The sequence below is a fragment of the Pseudomonas graminis genome, from assembly GCF_900111735.1.
In the GTDB taxonomy this organism is placed as follows: domain Bacteria; phylum Pseudomonadota; class Gammaproteobacteria; order Pseudomonadales; family Pseudomonadaceae; genus Aquipseudomonas; species Aquipseudomonas graminis.
On the sequence record NZ_FOHW01000064.1, the window covers coordinates 1 to 14,672 of the forward strand.

At 61.7% G+C, this 14,672-nt stretch carries 12 protein-coding genes; 8 read left to right on the plus strand and 4 right to left on the minus strand.

What is annotated here, in order from left to right; translation table 11 throughout:
* The coding region (locus tag BMY98_RS25695; protein ID WP_139214579.1) for a transposase at positions 1-246 on the plus strand (246 nt) is incomplete at its 5' end.
* A 169-nt stretch (positions 247-415) separates the two neighbouring features.
* Here BMY98_RS25695 and BMY98_RS25700 read toward each other — a convergent pair.
* Entirely contained in the window at positions 416-646 is a 231-nt protein-coding gene (locus tag BMY98_RS25700) for a hypothetical protein (RefSeq protein ID WP_074893524.1), read from the minus strand.
* 470 nt (positions 647-1,116) lie between these two features.
* Between BMY98_RS25700 and BMY98_RS25705 the strand changes: the two genes are divergently transcribed.
* The 7 genes from BMY98_RS25705 (at position 1,117) to BMY98_RS25735 (ending at position 9,340) form a co-directional block, all read left to right on the plus strand.
* Positions 1,117-2,532, plus strand: coding sequence for a serralysin family metalloprotease (locus BMY98_RS25705; protein ID WP_074893526.1), 1,416 nt, complete (start codon positions 1,117-1,119; stop codon positions 2,530-2,532).
* Positions 2,533-2,647: 115 nt separating this feature from the next.
* Positions 2,648-2,977 (plus strand): AprI/Inh family metalloprotease inhibitor, encoded by a 330-nt coding sequence (locus BMY98_RS25710; protein WP_175514224.1) that lies wholly within the window; start codon positions 2,648-2,650, stop codon positions 2,975-2,977.
* Between the two features lie 21 nt (positions 2,978-2,998).
* Entirely contained in the window at positions 2,999-4,768 is a 1,770-nt protein-coding gene (locus tag BMY98_RS25715; protein WP_074893530.1) for a type I secretion system permease/ATPase, read from the plus strand.
* Positions 4,761-6,065 carry an HlyD family type I secretion periplasmic adaptor subunit gene (locus BMY98_RS25720; RefSeq protein WP_074893532.1) on the plus strand — a complete coding sequence of 435 codons (1,305 nt, stop codon included), beginning with the start codon at positions 4,761-4,763 and terminating at the stop codon, positions 6,063-6,065. Before BMY98_RS25715 ends, BMY98_RS25720 begins: the two co-directional genes overlap by 8 nt.
* 13 nt (positions 6,066-6,078) lie before the next feature.
* The gene (locus BMY98_RS25725; protein WP_245760121.1) at positions 6,079-7,425 is read left to right on the plus strand and encodes a TolC family outer membrane protein; all 1,347 of its coding nucleotides are present in this window, start codon (positions 6,079-6,081) and stop codon (positions 7,423-7,425) included.
* 197 nt (positions 7,426-7,622) lie between these two features.
* A complete protein-coding gene (locus BMY98_RS25730) occupies positions 7,623-8,051 on the plus strand; it encodes a DUF2231 domain-containing protein (RefSeq protein ID WP_074893536.1) in 429 nt (142 codons plus the stop codon).
* Positions 8,048-9,340, plus strand: coding sequence for a PQQ-dependent sugar dehydrogenase (locus BMY98_RS25735; RefSeq protein WP_074893538.1), 1,293 nt, complete (start codon positions 8,048-8,050; stop codon positions 9,338-9,340). The genes BMY98_RS25730 and BMY98_RS25735 overlap by 4 nt, the downstream gene beginning before the upstream one ends.
* Before the next feature lie 178 nt (positions 9,341-9,518).
* Here BMY98_RS25735 and BMY98_RS25740 read toward each other — a convergent pair whose 3' ends face one another.
* From BMY98_RS25740 to BMY98_RS25750, 3 genes are all read right to left on the minus strand, one after another.
* Positions 9,519-10,976, minus strand: coding sequence for a type III effector (locus BMY98_RS25740; RefSeq protein WP_425438912.1), 1,458 nt, complete (start codon positions 10,974-10,976; stop codon positions 9,519-9,521).
* 110 nt (positions 10,977-11,086) lie between these two features.
* The gene (locus BMY98_RS25745; protein WP_139214581.1) at positions 11,087-12,082 is read right to left on the minus strand and encodes a lytic transglycosylase domain-containing protein; all 996 of its coding nucleotides are present in this window, start codon (positions 12,080-12,082) and stop codon (positions 11,087-11,089) included.
* Between the two features lie 30 nt (positions 12,083-12,112).
* Positions 12,113-14,488: a type III effector HrpK domain-containing protein gene (locus tag BMY98_RS25750; RefSeq protein WP_074893540.1), complete on the minus strand. Its 2,376-nt coding sequence runs from the start codon at positions 14,486-14,488 to the stop codon at positions 12,113-12,115.
* Positions 14,489-14,672: the final 184 nt, after the last annotated feature.

Consider the following 14,672-nt stretch of genomic DNA (forward strand, 5'->3'; position numbering starts at 1 on the left):
TATGAAGATGCATTTGAGCGAATGGCGCTGCGAATGCAGGCCCACCCGGAAATGGTCGAGGCTCGACGAAGCATCGTTGAGCACCCGTTTGGCAACCTCAAACAATGGATTTACGGCAATGGCCGGTTCCTGCTTCGCCAGCTCAAAGGTGCGCGAACGGAAATGGCGCTGGCGGTGAATGCCTATAACCTGAAAAGAGCGATCAACGTGCTGGGTGTGCGCCGAATGATGGAGTTACTGGCCTGAGGAAGGCCTTTTTCTTCTCTGTGTAAATGGAAAATGCCCCGAGTTGATCGGGGCATTATTTTTGGTTAGCTACTGGGTATCTGGTTTTCACACGGTCTGCACTAGAAGCAGCGGACGCCGCTTGCCAGACGTTGTGTCGACAAGCGGATCAGCGATAACCCGGGTTATGTCAGGCAAGACCGCCCTGAATCACGCGCATCACGGTCACCCGACGCTGGCCCGGGTTGTCGGCGATGAGTCGGGACAATGCCGCTTGCCACTTCTGTATGTCTTTCTCTTTCGAGAGCATCATCAGTTGTTCCCAGCCCATCGGTCCACGGGGGCCAGCCTGTGCAGCGGATATCTCGGGACTGTCTTCGCGTTTCAAGAGGTTTGCTGCAATTTCCGAGAGAGTACTCATGGCTGGCTCCTGGGCATGCGCGTCATGGAGCATGCCGATTCAAAACTAAAGGTGATTTCAGGAGTGCCTTCGCGCCAATTTTCTGTGATCGAGGCCGCCTGTGACAGGGTTGTAGCAAAGTTCAGACCAACAGAGACACGGCCATCCATTGTTCATTCTCCCCTTCAAAGCGGCTGGGAAATACCCGTTCGATCACCCCTCAATTTTCCGTCAGAACGCCCCCTTCAGCCGAGCTCTAAACCAACCCGTCTCGCTAAATCTGTAACGCTGGCTTGACACATGAGCACAAAATTTTGTCGCTTTTGTTACAGATTTGAGAAATCTTGATACATTTTTATCTGAATCGCTGGACGATCGTCCCAACCCTGTGCCAGTTTTTCCTCGCTTCATGCACCAAGCGAGTGATTGGATGACCTCGCACCTGAGGGTCATTCGGTCGTTTTTTTTCACGCAGACAAGGATATGTCTGAATGTCGAAACTTAAACTCAATGCCCTCGGCGTAACGCCGCAGGGCCCAAGCTCTGCCTACAACCAAATCAACACGTTCAGCCACCAGTACGATCGAGGCGGTAGCCCGATCAATGGAAAACCGTCGTATACGGTGGACAAGGCCGCCGACTACATCTTGCGCGACCATGCCTCATGGGCAGACTCGAACAAGAGCGGCACCATCGAGTTGACCTACACCTTCCTGACCAGCCGCCCCGCCGATTTCGATCGCACCCTGGGCACGTTCAGCTCCTTTTCGGCGCTGCAACAATCCCAGGCCAAGCTGTCGATGCAGTCATGGGCCGATGTCGCGAAAGTCACCTTTACCCAAGCCAACTCCGGCGGTGACGGACACATGACGTTCGGCAACTACAGCGGTGACAACGGCGGCGCGGCGTTTGCATACCTACCTGATAGCGGCTCGTATGCAGGTCAGTCCTGGTACATGATCAACAACGGCTATCAGGTCAACGCCAACCCTGGCACCAGCAACTACGGGCGCCAGACCCTGACCCACGAAATCGGCCATACCCTGGGCCTGTCGCACCCCGGCGATTACAACGCCGGCAACGGCAACCCGACCTACGCCGATGCCACCTATGCCCAGGACACTCGTGGCTACAGCGTGATGAGCTACTGGAGCGAAACCAACACCGGGCAGAACGCCAAGGGGGCCTACGCCTCGGCACCCTTGCTCGACGATATTGCCGCCGTGCAAAAGCTGTACGGTGCCAATCTCGCCACACGTGCCGCAGACACCACCTACGGGTTCAACTCCACGGCAGATCGTGACTACTACTCGGCGACGTCCACATCGTCCAAGTTGGTGTTCGCGGTATGGGATGGCGGTGGCAAGGACACCCTGGACTTCTCCGGCTACACCAGCAGCCAGAAAATCAACCTCAACGAGGCTTCGTTTTCGGATGTCGGCGGCCTGGTGGGCAACGTGTCCATTGCCAAAGGTGTGGTCATCGAGAACGCCATTGGCGGCTCGGGCAATGACCTGATCATTGGCAATGGCGTAGCCAACGAACTGCGGGGTGGCGCCGGCAACGACATCATCTTCGGTGGCGGCGGTGCCGATAAGCTGTGGGGCGGTACGGGCGCGGATACGTTTGTATTCGCGGCCAGCAGCGACTCCCGGCCGTCGGCGCCGGACCAGATCATGGACTTTGTCAGCGGTCAGGACAAAATCGATCTGTCAGCCATGCCGGAGTTTGCGACAAGCCATATCCCGCTCACGTTCGTCAGTGCGTTCAGCGGTACGGCAGGTCAGGCCATGCTGTCCCAGATCAGCACGGGCAGCACCTTGTCGATTGACCTCACGGGCGACCGTGCGGCCGATTTCATGGTTAACACCGTAGGCCAGGCCGCCACGACTGACATCGTGGTTTAAGCCTGAGGGGGCGGCGTGCAAACGCCGTCCCCGCCTGACCCGGAGCAGATCAATGAATTGGAAAACCGCGGCGTGTCTGTTCACGACGCTTTTCACCTTAAGCGGAGCACCCCCCATGGCCAGCAGCCTACGTCTCGCGAGCCCCGCCGAACTGGCCGGACCCTGGCAGTTTTACGCCAAGGACGATGCGCAGAAACCCTGCACGTTGATTCTGCAAGAACAGGACGGTCAGCTCGCCGGGGATCTGGCCTGCGCCGGTCACTGGCTGGGCGGCACACCGGCAACCTGGTACCCGACGCCCGATGGCCTGGCGCTGGTCGACAACCACGACGAACCGCTGGTGCACATGGGTCGACAGCGAGAAGGGTTCTACATGGCGCAACTCCCGGATGGCCGCACCCTTTTTCTGCAACGCGAACCCGCCAGCGCCACCCCACGCTCCTGACTTTTTTCAAGGATGAACCCCATGACCCAAGGCCGGCCAAGCCCCCTGCCGCGCGCGCCCATGTGGGCCACGCTCAAGGCCTATAAAGGCATCCTGCTCAGCGTCGGCGCCTTCACCGCGCTCATCAACCTGTTAATGCTGGTGCCCTCGGTCTACATGCTGCAGGTTTACGACCGGGTGCTGTCATCGCAAAACGAAACCACACTGGCGATGCTGACCGTGATGGTCGTCGCCTTTTTCATGTTCATCGGGCTCATGGAGGCCATACGCAGCTTTGTGGTCATCCGTATCGGCAGCGATATGGAGCGGCGCCTGAACCTGCAGGTGTACCAGGCGGCCTTCGAACGCAACCTCAGCCAGGGCGAAAACAATGCCGCACAGGCGCTGGGCGATTTGACCCTGGTCCGGCAGTTCGCCACCGGCCCGGCATTGTTCGCCTTCTTCGATGCGCCGTGGTTTCCCATCTACCTGGCGGTGATCTTTCTGTTCAACCCCTGGCTCGGCCTGTTTGCCACGGTCGGTGCGTTGGCACTGATCGCCCTGGCCTGGCTGAATGAAACGCTGACCCGCAAACCGCTCGCCCAGGCCGGGCATTTTTCTGTGGCATCGAGCCAGTTGTCCGGCAGCCACCTGAATAATGCCGAAGCGATCCAGGCCATGGGCATGCTGGTGCCGTTGCGCCAGCGCTGGTTCGCCTTGCACAGCCGTTTTCTGGAACGGCAAAACCGCGCGAGCGACATCGGCGCGCTGATCGGCTCGTTCAGCAAATGCCTGCGTTTGTGCCTGCAATCACTGGTGCTGGGGCTGGGTGCCCTGCTGGTCATCGAAGGCCAGATGAGCGGCGGCATGATGATCGCCGGCTCTATCCTGATGGGTCGTGCGCTGGCCCCGATCGATCAACTCATCGCGGTCTGGAAACAATGGAGTTCAGCGCGGCTGGCCTGGCAGCGACTCGACGCCCTGTTGATCGCCCACCCCGAGCGTCCAGCGCCCATGCCCCTGCCCGCTCCCACCGGGCATATCAGTGTCGAGCAAATCAGTGCCGCACCGCCGGGGCGGACCACCGTGACGCTGCAGCAACTGAGTTTCGCCGTGAATGCCGGAGAAACCCTGGGTGTACTGGGCGCGTCCGGCTCCGGCAAATCAACCTTGGCCCGGGTGTTGATCGGGGTCTGGCAACCCGTGGCCGGCGTGGTTCGTCTGGACGGTGCAGAGCTGCATCGCTGGGACCGCAACGCGCTGGGCGCCCATGTCGGTTATCTGCCCCAGGACATCGAACTGTTCAGCGGCAGCATCGCCGACAACATCGCACGCTTTAACAGTGCCGATCCACACCAAGTGGTGACCGCTGCCCGCCTGGCAGGCGTGCACGAAATGATCCTGCGTCTGCCCCAAGGCTATGACACGCAACTTGGCGACGGCGGCTCCGGGCTGTCCGGCGGTCAGAAACAGCGCGTGGCACTGGCCCGTGCGCTGTACGGCGAGCCGAAACTGGTGGTGCTCGACGAGCCCAACTCCAACCTCGACAGCAACGGCGAAGCCGCACTGGCCGCTGCCATCGCCCAGCTCAAGGCCCGTGGTTGCACGGTGATACTGATTACCCATGGCTCTGCCGTACTGAATCAGGCAGACCGCCTGCTGGTGCTCAACGACGGACGTCTGCAACTGTTCGGCCCCGCGGGTGATGTCTTGAGGGCGCTCTCCGGTGCCCAGCCCGCGCCTGAACGGCCGCAAGGGGTGAGCTTCAGTCGCCAGCTCGGCGCGCAGCAAGGAGGTCAGCGCCATGAATGAACACATCCTTAAACCCGAACGCAGCGCACAGTTTTTCGTCAGCGCAGGCTGGTGGCTGGCCCTGCTCGGTGCCGGGAGCTTTTTCCTTTGGGCTGCCCTTGCCCCGCTCGACCAAGGCATTGCAGTGCCTGGCACTGTGGTGGTTTCGGGCAAGCGCAAAGCGGTGCAGTCGGTGGACAGCGGCGTGGTCAGTCGCATCATGGTGCGCGAGGGCCAAGTGGTGCATCAGGGCCAACCGTTGTTCCTGCTTGACCACACCCAGGTCCAGGCCGACGTTCAATCGTTGCGCGCCCAGTACGAACTGGCCCAGGCCAGCATCGCCAGGCTCCAGGCCGAACGGGACGGCAGTGTGCAAGTGCGCTTTCCCGAGGCCCTGTTACAGAAAGCGTCGCCACAGTTGCTCGGCGTACTGGAAGGCCAGCGGCAGTTGTTCAGCAGCCGTCACCAGGCGTTTCAGCGATCCCAGGCAGGCATCCATGCAAGCATCGAAGGTGGCATTGCCCAACTCGCCGGCATGCGCCAGGCGCGCAATGACCTTCAAGCCCAGGCCGAGTCATTGCGCCAGCAACTGGAAAACCTCCGGCCGCTGGCCGAGCGTGGCTACATCGCCCGCAACCGCTTGATGGACTACGACCGGCAACTGTCGCAGGTGCAACGTGATCTGGCACAGAACACCGGTGACACAGGCCGGGTCGCTCAGCAGATCGAGCAATCACGGCTGAGCCTGCAACAAGGTGTCGAGGAGTATCAAAAGGAGGTGCGCGGACAACTGGCCGATGCGGAGCTGAAAAGCATCACGCTGAGTCAGCAACTGGCCTCGGCACAATTCAGCCTGACCCACAGTGAAATCAACGCACCCGCCGATGGCATCGCCGTGAACCTCTCGGTGCACACCGAAGGCGCGGTGCTGCATGCCGGTGAATCGCTGCTGGAAATCGTGCCCCAGGGCGAAGGCCTTGAGATCGAAGGCCACCTGCCGGTGAACATGGTCGACAAGGTCGCCGAACAGCTGCCAGTGGATGTGCTCTTCACCGCGTTCAATCAAAGCCGTACGCCGCGGGTGAACGCCACGGTCAGCCTGATTTCCGCCGATCAGCTGCTCGACGAGCGCAGTGGCCAGCCCTATTACATCGTGCGCAGCACTGTCACCGACCAGGCGCTGGCCACACTCAAGGGCCTGGTGATCAAGCCCGGCATGCCGGCGCAGATGTTCGTCCGCACCGGCGAGCGCTCTCTTCTCAATTACCTGTTCAAGCCTTTGATGGATCGCGCAGGAATGGCACTGACCGAGGAATAGGATGTTTCGGTACATGAAAATCTGGCTGGCAGCGCTGCTGTGGATCAGCGCCGACATGCAGGCCCAGGCAATGGGCTTGTTTGACGTTTATGAACAAGCCTTGCGTAACGACCCGGTCTTCCTCGGCGCCATGAAAGAGCGTGACGCGGGGCTGGAGAATCGTAATATCGGCCGTGCCGGGCTGTTGCCTCAGGTGGCCTGGAACTACAACAAGGGCCGCAACGACTCCAGGGCCACCTACAAAAGCGATGAGCGCCCCAGCTCCCGCGAGGACCGTCACTACAACAGTTTCGGTTCGACGTTGAGCGTGCAGCAGCCGATCATCGACTACGAGGCCTACGCCAATTACCGCAAGGGCGTGGCCCAGGCCTTGTTTGCCGACCAGGCCTTTCGAGGCAAAAGTCAGGAGTTGCTGGTGCGGGTGTTGTCCGCGTACAGCCAGGCGCTGTTCAGTCGCGACCAGATCGAGATTGCCGAGGCAAAGAAGAAGGCGTTCGAGCGGCAGTTCGAGCAAAACCGACAGATGTTCGATCAGGGCGAAGGCACCCGTACCGACATTCTGGAAGCCGAATCACGTTACGAACTGGCCGGTGCCGAGGAAATCGAAGCGCAGAATGAGCAGGACGCTGCGTTGCGTGAGCTGGGTGCCTTGATCGGCGTGCCCGAGGTGCGCATCGACGAACTGGCGCCCCTGCGCACGCCGTTCAACTTCCTGGCGCTGACGCCCACCACGTACGAGGCGTGGAATGCCATCGCCCTGAGTGAGAACGCCGAGCTCGCCTCCCAGCGCCAACTGCTGGAAGTCGCGCACCAGGAGGTGAAACGCAATGTCGCCGGGCATCTGCCCAAGCTCAATGCCTACGCAACGGTGCGCAGCATGGAATCCGACAGCGGCAATACCTACAACCAGCGTTACGACACCAATACCATTGGCCTGGAAATCAGCCTGCCGCTGTACGCCGGCGGTGGCGTCAGTGCCTCCAGCCGCCAGGCCAGTCGTAGTCTGGAACAGGCGGAGTATGACCTTGAGGGCAAAACCCGTGAGACGCTGATCCAGCTGCGCCGCCAGTTCAACGCTTGCGCCACGGGCGTACGGAAAATCCGCGCTTACGACAAGGCATTGGCTTCAGCGGAGGCCTTGGTGGTCTCCACGCAATACAGCATCAAGGGCGGCGAGCGGGTCAACCTGGACGAACTGAATGCGCAACAACAGCTTTACAGCACCCGTCAGGACCTGGCGAAGACTCGATATGAGTACTTGATGGCCTGGATCAAGCTGCATTACTACGCCGGCACCTTGACCGCCGAGCAGCTGGCGCGGGTCGATGAGGCGTTTGGCGCGGGACGGCCGTATCGCTAAGCATCAGTGGCCGTAGGGGTAACGTCCGGTTCACATCAGTTGGCCACCAGAACGGCAGTTGTAACTGCATATGCATGACGCCTAAATGCGGTGAACTATGTTCCTTGGGAGTTGATCCCAAACCATGCGCACCCTGCGCGGCCCTGATGGGTCAGTTCATCTGCACAGCATAAGCGTCAGTAAAATAGGGAGCCGTTTTGAACACTACTACCCATCTTGATTACCGAAGCCCGCCAGGTCCGCTGCACGCAATATTGCTGGCCGGCACCGTCCCGCTGTTTCTCGGCGCGTTGCTGAGCGACATCACCTACTTTCAGACGTACCAGATTCAGTGGAGCAACTTCGCCTCCTGGCTTATCGCCGGCGGGCTGGTGTTCTGCGGACTCACCGTACTGTTCGCGCTGGTCAACCTGATCCGGGCCGATCGCAAAGCCGGGCGCCCCGTGGTCTACCTCGTCTTGTTGGTGGTGACCTTCGCACTGGGGCTGGTCAACGCTTTTGAACACGCCAAGGATGCCTTCGCCAGCATGCCCTCGGGCCTCATTCTCTCCGCACTGACCACGCTGTCGATCGGCGTGACGGCGTGGCTCGGACTCACCAGCATCCGTTCGGGAGAAGGACAATGAGCCACTCGATCAAATTGACCGCGATCAGCATGGCGTTGTTGTTAAGCGGCTGCGGTGACGCAGGGGATAACGCTCAGGCGCTGGGTGCTGACCCGAAAATGCCGGCCCCTCAGCGCGGTCTTTTACCCAGCATGAAGATTGCCGAGCCGGTCTTGTGGGGCGATCAGAAGCCGACTGTCCCTGAGGGTTACAGCGTCACGGCCATCGCCGCCGACTTGCAGATTCCTCGCCAGACGCTGGTGCTGCCCAACGGCGATATCCTCGTGGCGGAAGGCCGTGGCGGAAGCGCCGCGAAGCTTAAACCCAAGGACGTGATCGCGGGGTACATCAAGGCCCAGGGCAACACCAAGGTCAAAGGCGGCAACCGTCTGACCTTGCTGCGCGATGCTGACGGTGACGGCGTCTACGAGACGAAGACGGTGTTCGCGGAGAACCTCAACGCGCCCTACGGCCTGGCGTTTGCCAATGGCAAATTGTACGTGGCCAACCAGGACGAACTGGTTCGCTTCGATTATGAAGAAGGCCAGACCAAAGCCGGCGGCCCGCCGATCAAGGTCACTGACCTTCCTGCTGAAATCAACCACCACTGGACCAAGTCACTGGCCGTCAGCGACGACGGGCGCACCCTGTATGTCGGCATCGGTTCGAACAGCAACGTGACCGAGCGCGGTATGGAGGTCGAGCTCGACCGGGCGCGGGTCTGGCAGGTGGACGCCGAGACCGGGGCCCACAAGGCGTATGCGACCGGCATCCGTAACCCGACGGCGCTGACCATCCAGCCGAAAACCGGCCAGCTATGGGCAGTGGTCAACGAGCGCGATGAACTGGGTCCGGATCTGGTACCGGATTACCTGACCTCCGTTCGCGAAGGTGGGTTTTATGGGTGGCCGTACAGCTATTGGGGTCAGAACGTCGACACGAGGGCCCAGCCGCAAAACCCGAAAATGGTCGCCGCCGCCATCAAACCCGACTATAGCCTCGGGTCCCATGCCGCTGCGCTTGGCGTCGATTTTTCCATTCCGGCGATGGGCGACAAGTACGCCGAAGGCGTGTTCATTGGCGAACACGGCAGTTGGAACCGGGAGAACCCGGTGGGATACAAAGTCGTTTTCGTACCGTTCAGCAATGGCCGTCCGAACGGTGCGCCGATCGACTTCGCGACCGGCTTCCGGGGCGCCGACGGCAAGACCCGCGGCCGGCCAGTTGGCGTCACAGTGGACCCCCGCGGTGCACTGATCATCGCCGACGACCTGGCGAACACCGTGTGGCGGGTCACTCGCAATCGGTGAAACAGAATTCCAGGCAGGGCAATCCTGCCTGGAATGCACAAGGACGTTACCGCTTCGCTGGCGCGGATTCCTTCACCCTTCTCACTTATTCAATAAGCCATTAACCCATGAGTAACGGACCGACGCATGCCCAATGAGGCCGAACCGGCTTACCCTCAGGCGTCGGGTCGCCAACCGCTCAAACCATATCAATATCCGGATTACGATCTCGCCGACGTACGTGGTTGTCGTATTCCGCACGCAAATCCGCCGCCGTGGTCACCGCAGCGCGAGTCGTTCGGTCGGCGAGCGAGCCCACTGCCCTGCCCCCTGCAGCGGCTTGATCGCCGACAAACGAGACGGTGGCGGAGGCTGCGTTCTTGACGCCATTCTGCAGCAGGTCTTCGGCCGCTTCGGTGGCCGGGCCGGTGACGACGCCGGCGGTGGTCCAGCCGGCAAACACTGCGGATGAGGCAGCGGTGTTGGTCAACTGGCTGACGGCGGTTTTCAGGTACGGGTTAGTGATGTTCTTTGTCGCCATTTCCTGAAGTTTGCCCACACCGGCGAACCCGCCGGCCAGGGCCAGCCCGTTCTGCGTCAGGCTGGTGGCGGAGACAAGACTGCGAACGGCCTTGCTGCTGTCGGTCAGGATGTCGAGGGGCATGCCTGCCAGGCGTTTGCCGGCGTTCAGGGCGGCGCCGCTGTAGCTCGCGTCCTTCACGCCCTGATACGCCGCCAGCCAGTCGGTTTCATCATCGAGCGGCTTGGGCTGGGTGTCTTTGCGCCCGAAGATGAACGCGCCACCACGCTGATGATCGCGGTTCTCGGTGGTGTGCATGCGGTTACCGAACAGGCCGTTGGCGACCAGGCCACCGGCCGACGAAATGACGGTGTCGGTCAGGGCCTGGGCTTTGGGACTGCCGGCCAACGTGGTGGCGACACCGGCGCGCAGCAGGTTACGCGCGCTGTACCCCTGAATGCCGACGCCCATGTCGACGCTTTTTTGGGTCAGCCCGGGGGCATTGCGCCTGGCTGACTCGGCCAGCGCGTCGTGCAACTTTGCCGCGGGCGCCTTGAGGTAGTGGGCGTCGTCGGTGACGCGGTTCATGACCCCGGTGCCGACCTGATCCATGATCCCTGACACCGCGCCGGAAATGAACGGTGTGAGGGGTTGCAGTGGCGCCGGCAACCAGGCGCCCTGGGTGATTTCCGGCTTGGCGTACTGCAACACCGTGGCACTGGCAAAAGGGATCGCGCGAAATGCGCTAGAGCTGCGCGAGGCAAGACGGTCAAGTTTCTCTGCCTTGGCCAGCGTGTCGGCAATGGTGGCGGGTGTTTCGTTGAGTCCGTGGAGCACTCGCGCGCGGCTGTCGGCAATGGCGTCGAGCTGCGCATTGTTGCGTGTGACACCGGCGTTGTGCGCGTTGATCTCTGTCAGCCTGGCGGCGCTGACGTCACGGGGTGGCGTTACGGGCGCCTGTTTGTGACCGGCGAAAACCTGGGTCTTGAGGTATTCCGAGATCGCCCGGATTTCAGTCTCGGCCGTTGCGGCGCTGACCTGATTGACCGCACCCGTTCCGTGAGCGCCTTCAGCGCCGTGGGTGGCGGTGGCCGTCTCGGTGTGAAGTGGCAGATGGGTCGATAATGATCTGTTGATTCCGTCCACGTTATTACCCACTGTGGGTCAGTGCCCGCGAGGGGCACTCCACGCTGTGAGAGGAGCGCGACACCTGTGAAACCTGCTCCCCGATGGATTGACGATAACGATCAAGCCGGCAATTGCCCCTGACCGCTTTCAATGATTTTTGCGAAATTCATGACGTTCTCGACGTACTTCGGATCGCCGATGCCGCCGGCATCCCCGAGGTTGCCTTTATTGACCTTGTCCGGGCCCGAGTTGTAGGCGCGCAGTGCCGAATCCCAGTCACCGAACGCCTTCTTCTGATCACGCATGTACAGCGCGCCGGCCATGATGTTGTCATGGGCGTTGTTGACGTCGGCGTTGCCGAGCTCTTTGGGGTTGTCTCGCTTGAGGGCGGCGAAGGTGTCGGCGTTCACCTGCATCACGCCCGCATCGGTCTTGCCGTTGACGTTGGTGGTGTCCTGACCCAACTGCCCGCGGGACTCGGCCCAGATCTGCCCGGCCAGAATGCTCGGCGGTACGCCGGTGGCCTTGGACGCGTCCATGATGTCGTTGCGATAGGGTTCAAGCTGTTGCGGCAAATGCAAATCGCCCGAACCGCGGAGGGCCATGTCGCTGCTTACCGCGCCGGCGTTGGCAGCGGGCGCGGCGGCGGCCTGAGCGCCTCCTGCAGCTCCTGCACCTTCGGCACCACCGCCGGCAGCCTCCGCAGCGCCAGCACCGCCGCCCGCACCCTCGGCCGCACCGCCGCCTCCCCCGCCGCCGGTCACCGCATTGTTCTGCGCACCAGGATTACCGGTCTGGTTGGGGTTGTTCTGCATCAGCATTTGCATCAATTGAATGATCAACGCCATCAGCTGCTGGGCGATGCCGTTCTGGTCGGCGCCACCGGCGAGGGGGTTAGCGGCGTTGGTCGTCGGGTCCTGATTTTGAGGGGAACCGAAGTTGACCTGGGACTGCCCGGCATGGGCAAACAGAATCGAGCTCGCGTCGAGCGCCCCACCGGCGCCGCCGCCACCGCCCAGGGAATTGCTCTGCCCGGGCTTGCCGCTCAGGGATGAAAAATCCGGGTGGGCGGCGGGGTCGCTCAACGGCCGAATCTGGGAAATACCGATACTCATGGTCACTTACCTCTTTCGGGTCAGGAAACATCAATGGGCTTTGGGGATGCCGAACTGATCGAGGACCGGGTCGACGTTGTGATCGAAAGCCTTCTGGGCCTTGTGCTTTTTGACGGCTTCGATGATGGCGGAGATGCCGAAACCCAAGGCCATGGCCGCGTCGGCAATCCAGCCCACCACCGGAATGGATGCGCCAATGGCAGCGCCGGCCGCCAGGCCCGCTGCTTCACCCACGACCATGCCGGCAACGCGTCCGCCGACTTTCGCTGCCACCTCGCCGAGCCCTGCGCGCCCGGCAGATTTGGCCACGGCGTCGTAACCGGTCTTGGCCGCCGAAAGCCCGGACTTGGTGCTGTCGTAAATCGTCCTCGCGGCGTCGGTTTTGTCGCCGCGGGCGAGCATGTCCGAGACCGAGGCAAAGCCTGCCACCGAGCGCAGCGCCGACGGTCCCATATTTGAAGCCACTTGAGCCGCCATCGACGGCGCGTGGTCTTTATCGCCCTTGGCGTTTTCCAGCACCTTGCGGCCGCTCTTGGTGTCTTCCAGATGGCGGAAGGTCGAATCCACATAGCGCGATTGCTGGCTCTGCACGAAGGTGTCCGGCAGGACGCTGTCGTAGGCGGCCTTCTGCGCGTCGGCGCTCTGCAGCGCCTCCTCGCCATCGGCTTTTTTCTGATCGAGCAATTGCCTGACGGCGCCGCCTTCACTGAAGTTGCGCACATACGAATCCTGAATCTTGCCCTGCAGATCAGGACGCTGCCCCAGTACCTGCTGCGCTGTCGGCACAGTGGCATTGTCGCCGAGCAAGTCTTTCTGCATTTGCAATTGCGCCGACAACCCGCCCAGGGCGCTGCTGTAATCGGCGTTCGGCTTGTCTTTTTTGGTGGCCTTGTCGGCCGTGCTCAGATCCGCTTGCAGGGCCTCGCCGCTGTTGACCCTCTGCATCTGCCTGGTGACGGCTTCCTGCAACGACGGCGTACTGTCGACCAGCGCCCGCGACTGCTGTGGTATCTGTTTGTCGAGAAACGCCTGCACGTCGGGATCGGCCTGCAGTTGGCCGATCTTTTCGCTCAGCGCATCTTCGGTCTTGCCGGTCTTGCGCAGGTCCTGCCCGGCAACGACGCTCTGCTGGGTCTGCTGCAACTTGACCATGACTGCGGCTTTCTGCTCGCCGCTGTAGGCCGACGGGTTGTCGAAGACGTCCTTGCCCAGCTTGGAAATATCGACGTTGGCCACCGAGTTGAGGGTGGCGGCATCGCTGAGCACGCTGGCAAATTCGCCGCCGTTGGTGGGCGCCTGCTTCTTGATCCAGTCGCTGATGTTCTTGGCGTTGAACAGCTTGTCGGGGCTGTGGGCCGCGAGCGATCGACCGCTCAGACCACCCTGATCGATCTGGGTGAGAAACCCGGGCTGCGACCAGGTTTTCGCCGCCTGCTTCAACGGCCCGCCCAGCCCCGGGTTGTCGTTCTGAATCGCCTTGAGGCCATCGGCGCTGGTCAGGCCATCGACCTTGGTTGTGCCGTCGGCGCCCAGCGCATGCTTGGGGTCGGCGGCCTTGGTCAGGGGTTCGTTGGCCCGCATCATCGCAGCGCTGCGGACCATTTCCAGCGATTGCGGGTCGGCGTCCGGATGGTCTTTCTGGTAGCTGGCAATGTCCTTGTCCGCGCTGTCGGCGGCTTTCTGCATGTTCTTGGCAAAGGCCTTGAGGTCACCGTCGGTGATTTTGCCGTCCGCTTTGCCGCCGTGCTTGCCGGTATCGACTGCCGTTTTCAGCGACGGGTTGGCGTTGATGAAGTCCATGGCCTTGGCCGCGTCCGGGCCTTTTTCAGCGGCCATGCGCGCGGCGGCGATGGGTCGGTTCAGCTCTTTGGCCGCCTGATCGCGCTGGTCCGCTGGCAGGTTGGCGACCATCGGCGCCCAACGCTCAAGCTCCTTGGGCGACGAATATTTCGAGTCATCGAGAAACGCTGCTTCGGCGGCTTTCGGTTCTTCGGCGGGTTTCGCCGCCTCGACGGGGGCTGCGGGGGCTGAGGCGTTAACCTGAGCCACAGGCTGAGGATTGCCTGTGGGAACGGCACCACCGGCGGGAGCGTTCTGTGCGGATGCACCCGTCGATGAGCTGGCGGACTCGGGCGACGATTGCGCCTGGCCTTTGAAGAGCTGGGTGAGCTGGTTCAGCAATGAAAGCAGCTGCTGTTCAGTGCTTTGCATCTTGCCTGAAGGGCTACTGCCGGCAAATGCACCGTTCGCCGAGGACTGCTGGGGCGAAGCGCCGAAACGCACCGGATCGACCCCACCCTTGAGCAACAGCGCCGATTTGGGGTCGGCAAGCGGCGATCCCTGGGCGGCATCGGCGCCGGCGGATTGAGGGGCAACGCTGTTGTAGGGAGTGCTTGAGATACGCATGAAGTCGTCATCCGGGCATGAGGGATAGCGACTGTGTGGTTGCTGAGCCGGGTCGGTTCCGATAAATGTTGCAGTTTGTTTCCCAACTACTGAGCTTTGCTTGCCAACTACTGAGCGTGCAGCCAAAGCCACTGGCTGCACGCAATCCTTTTTAGTGGGACCGGCTTCAGCCGGGAAGAGGCCA

Bases quoted from the DNA above. Each gene is read 5' to 3' on its own strand.
- BMY98_RS25700 (WP_074893524.1), bottom strand. From the start codon at position 646: ATGAGTACTCTCTCGGAAATTGCAGCAAACCTCTTGAAACGCGAAGAC.
- BMY98_RS25705 (WP_074893526.1), top strand. From the start codon at position 1,117: ATGTCGAAACTTAAACTCAATGCCCTCGGCGTAACGCCGCAGGGCCCA.
- BMY98_RS25710 (WP_175514224.1), top strand. From the start codon at position 2,648: ATGGCCAGCAGCCTACGTCTCGCGAGCCCCGCCGAACTGGCCGGACCC.
- BMY98_RS25715 (WP_074893530.1), top strand. From the start codon at position 2,999: ATGACCCAAGGCCGGCCAAGCCCCCTGCCGCGCGCGCCCATGTGGGCC.
- BMY98_RS25720 (WP_074893532.1), top strand. From the start codon at position 4,761: ATGAATGAACACATCCTTAAACCCGAACGCAGCGCACAGTTTTTCGTC.
- BMY98_RS25725 (WP_245760121.1), top strand. From the start codon at position 6,079: ATGAAAATCTGGCTGGCAGCGCTGCTGTGGATCAGCGCCGACATGCAG.
- BMY98_RS25735 (WP_074893538.1), top strand. From the start codon at position 8,048: ATGAGCCACTCGATCAAATTGACCGCGATCAGCATGGCGTTGTTGTTA.
- BMY98_RS25745 (WP_139214581.1), bottom strand. From the start codon at position 12,082: ATGAGTATCGGTATTTCCCAGATTCGGCCGTTGAGCGACCCCGCCGCC.
- BMY98_RS25750 (WP_074893540.1), bottom strand. From the start codon at position 14,488: ATGCGTATCTCAAGCACTCCCTACAACAGCGTTGCCCCTCAATCCGCC.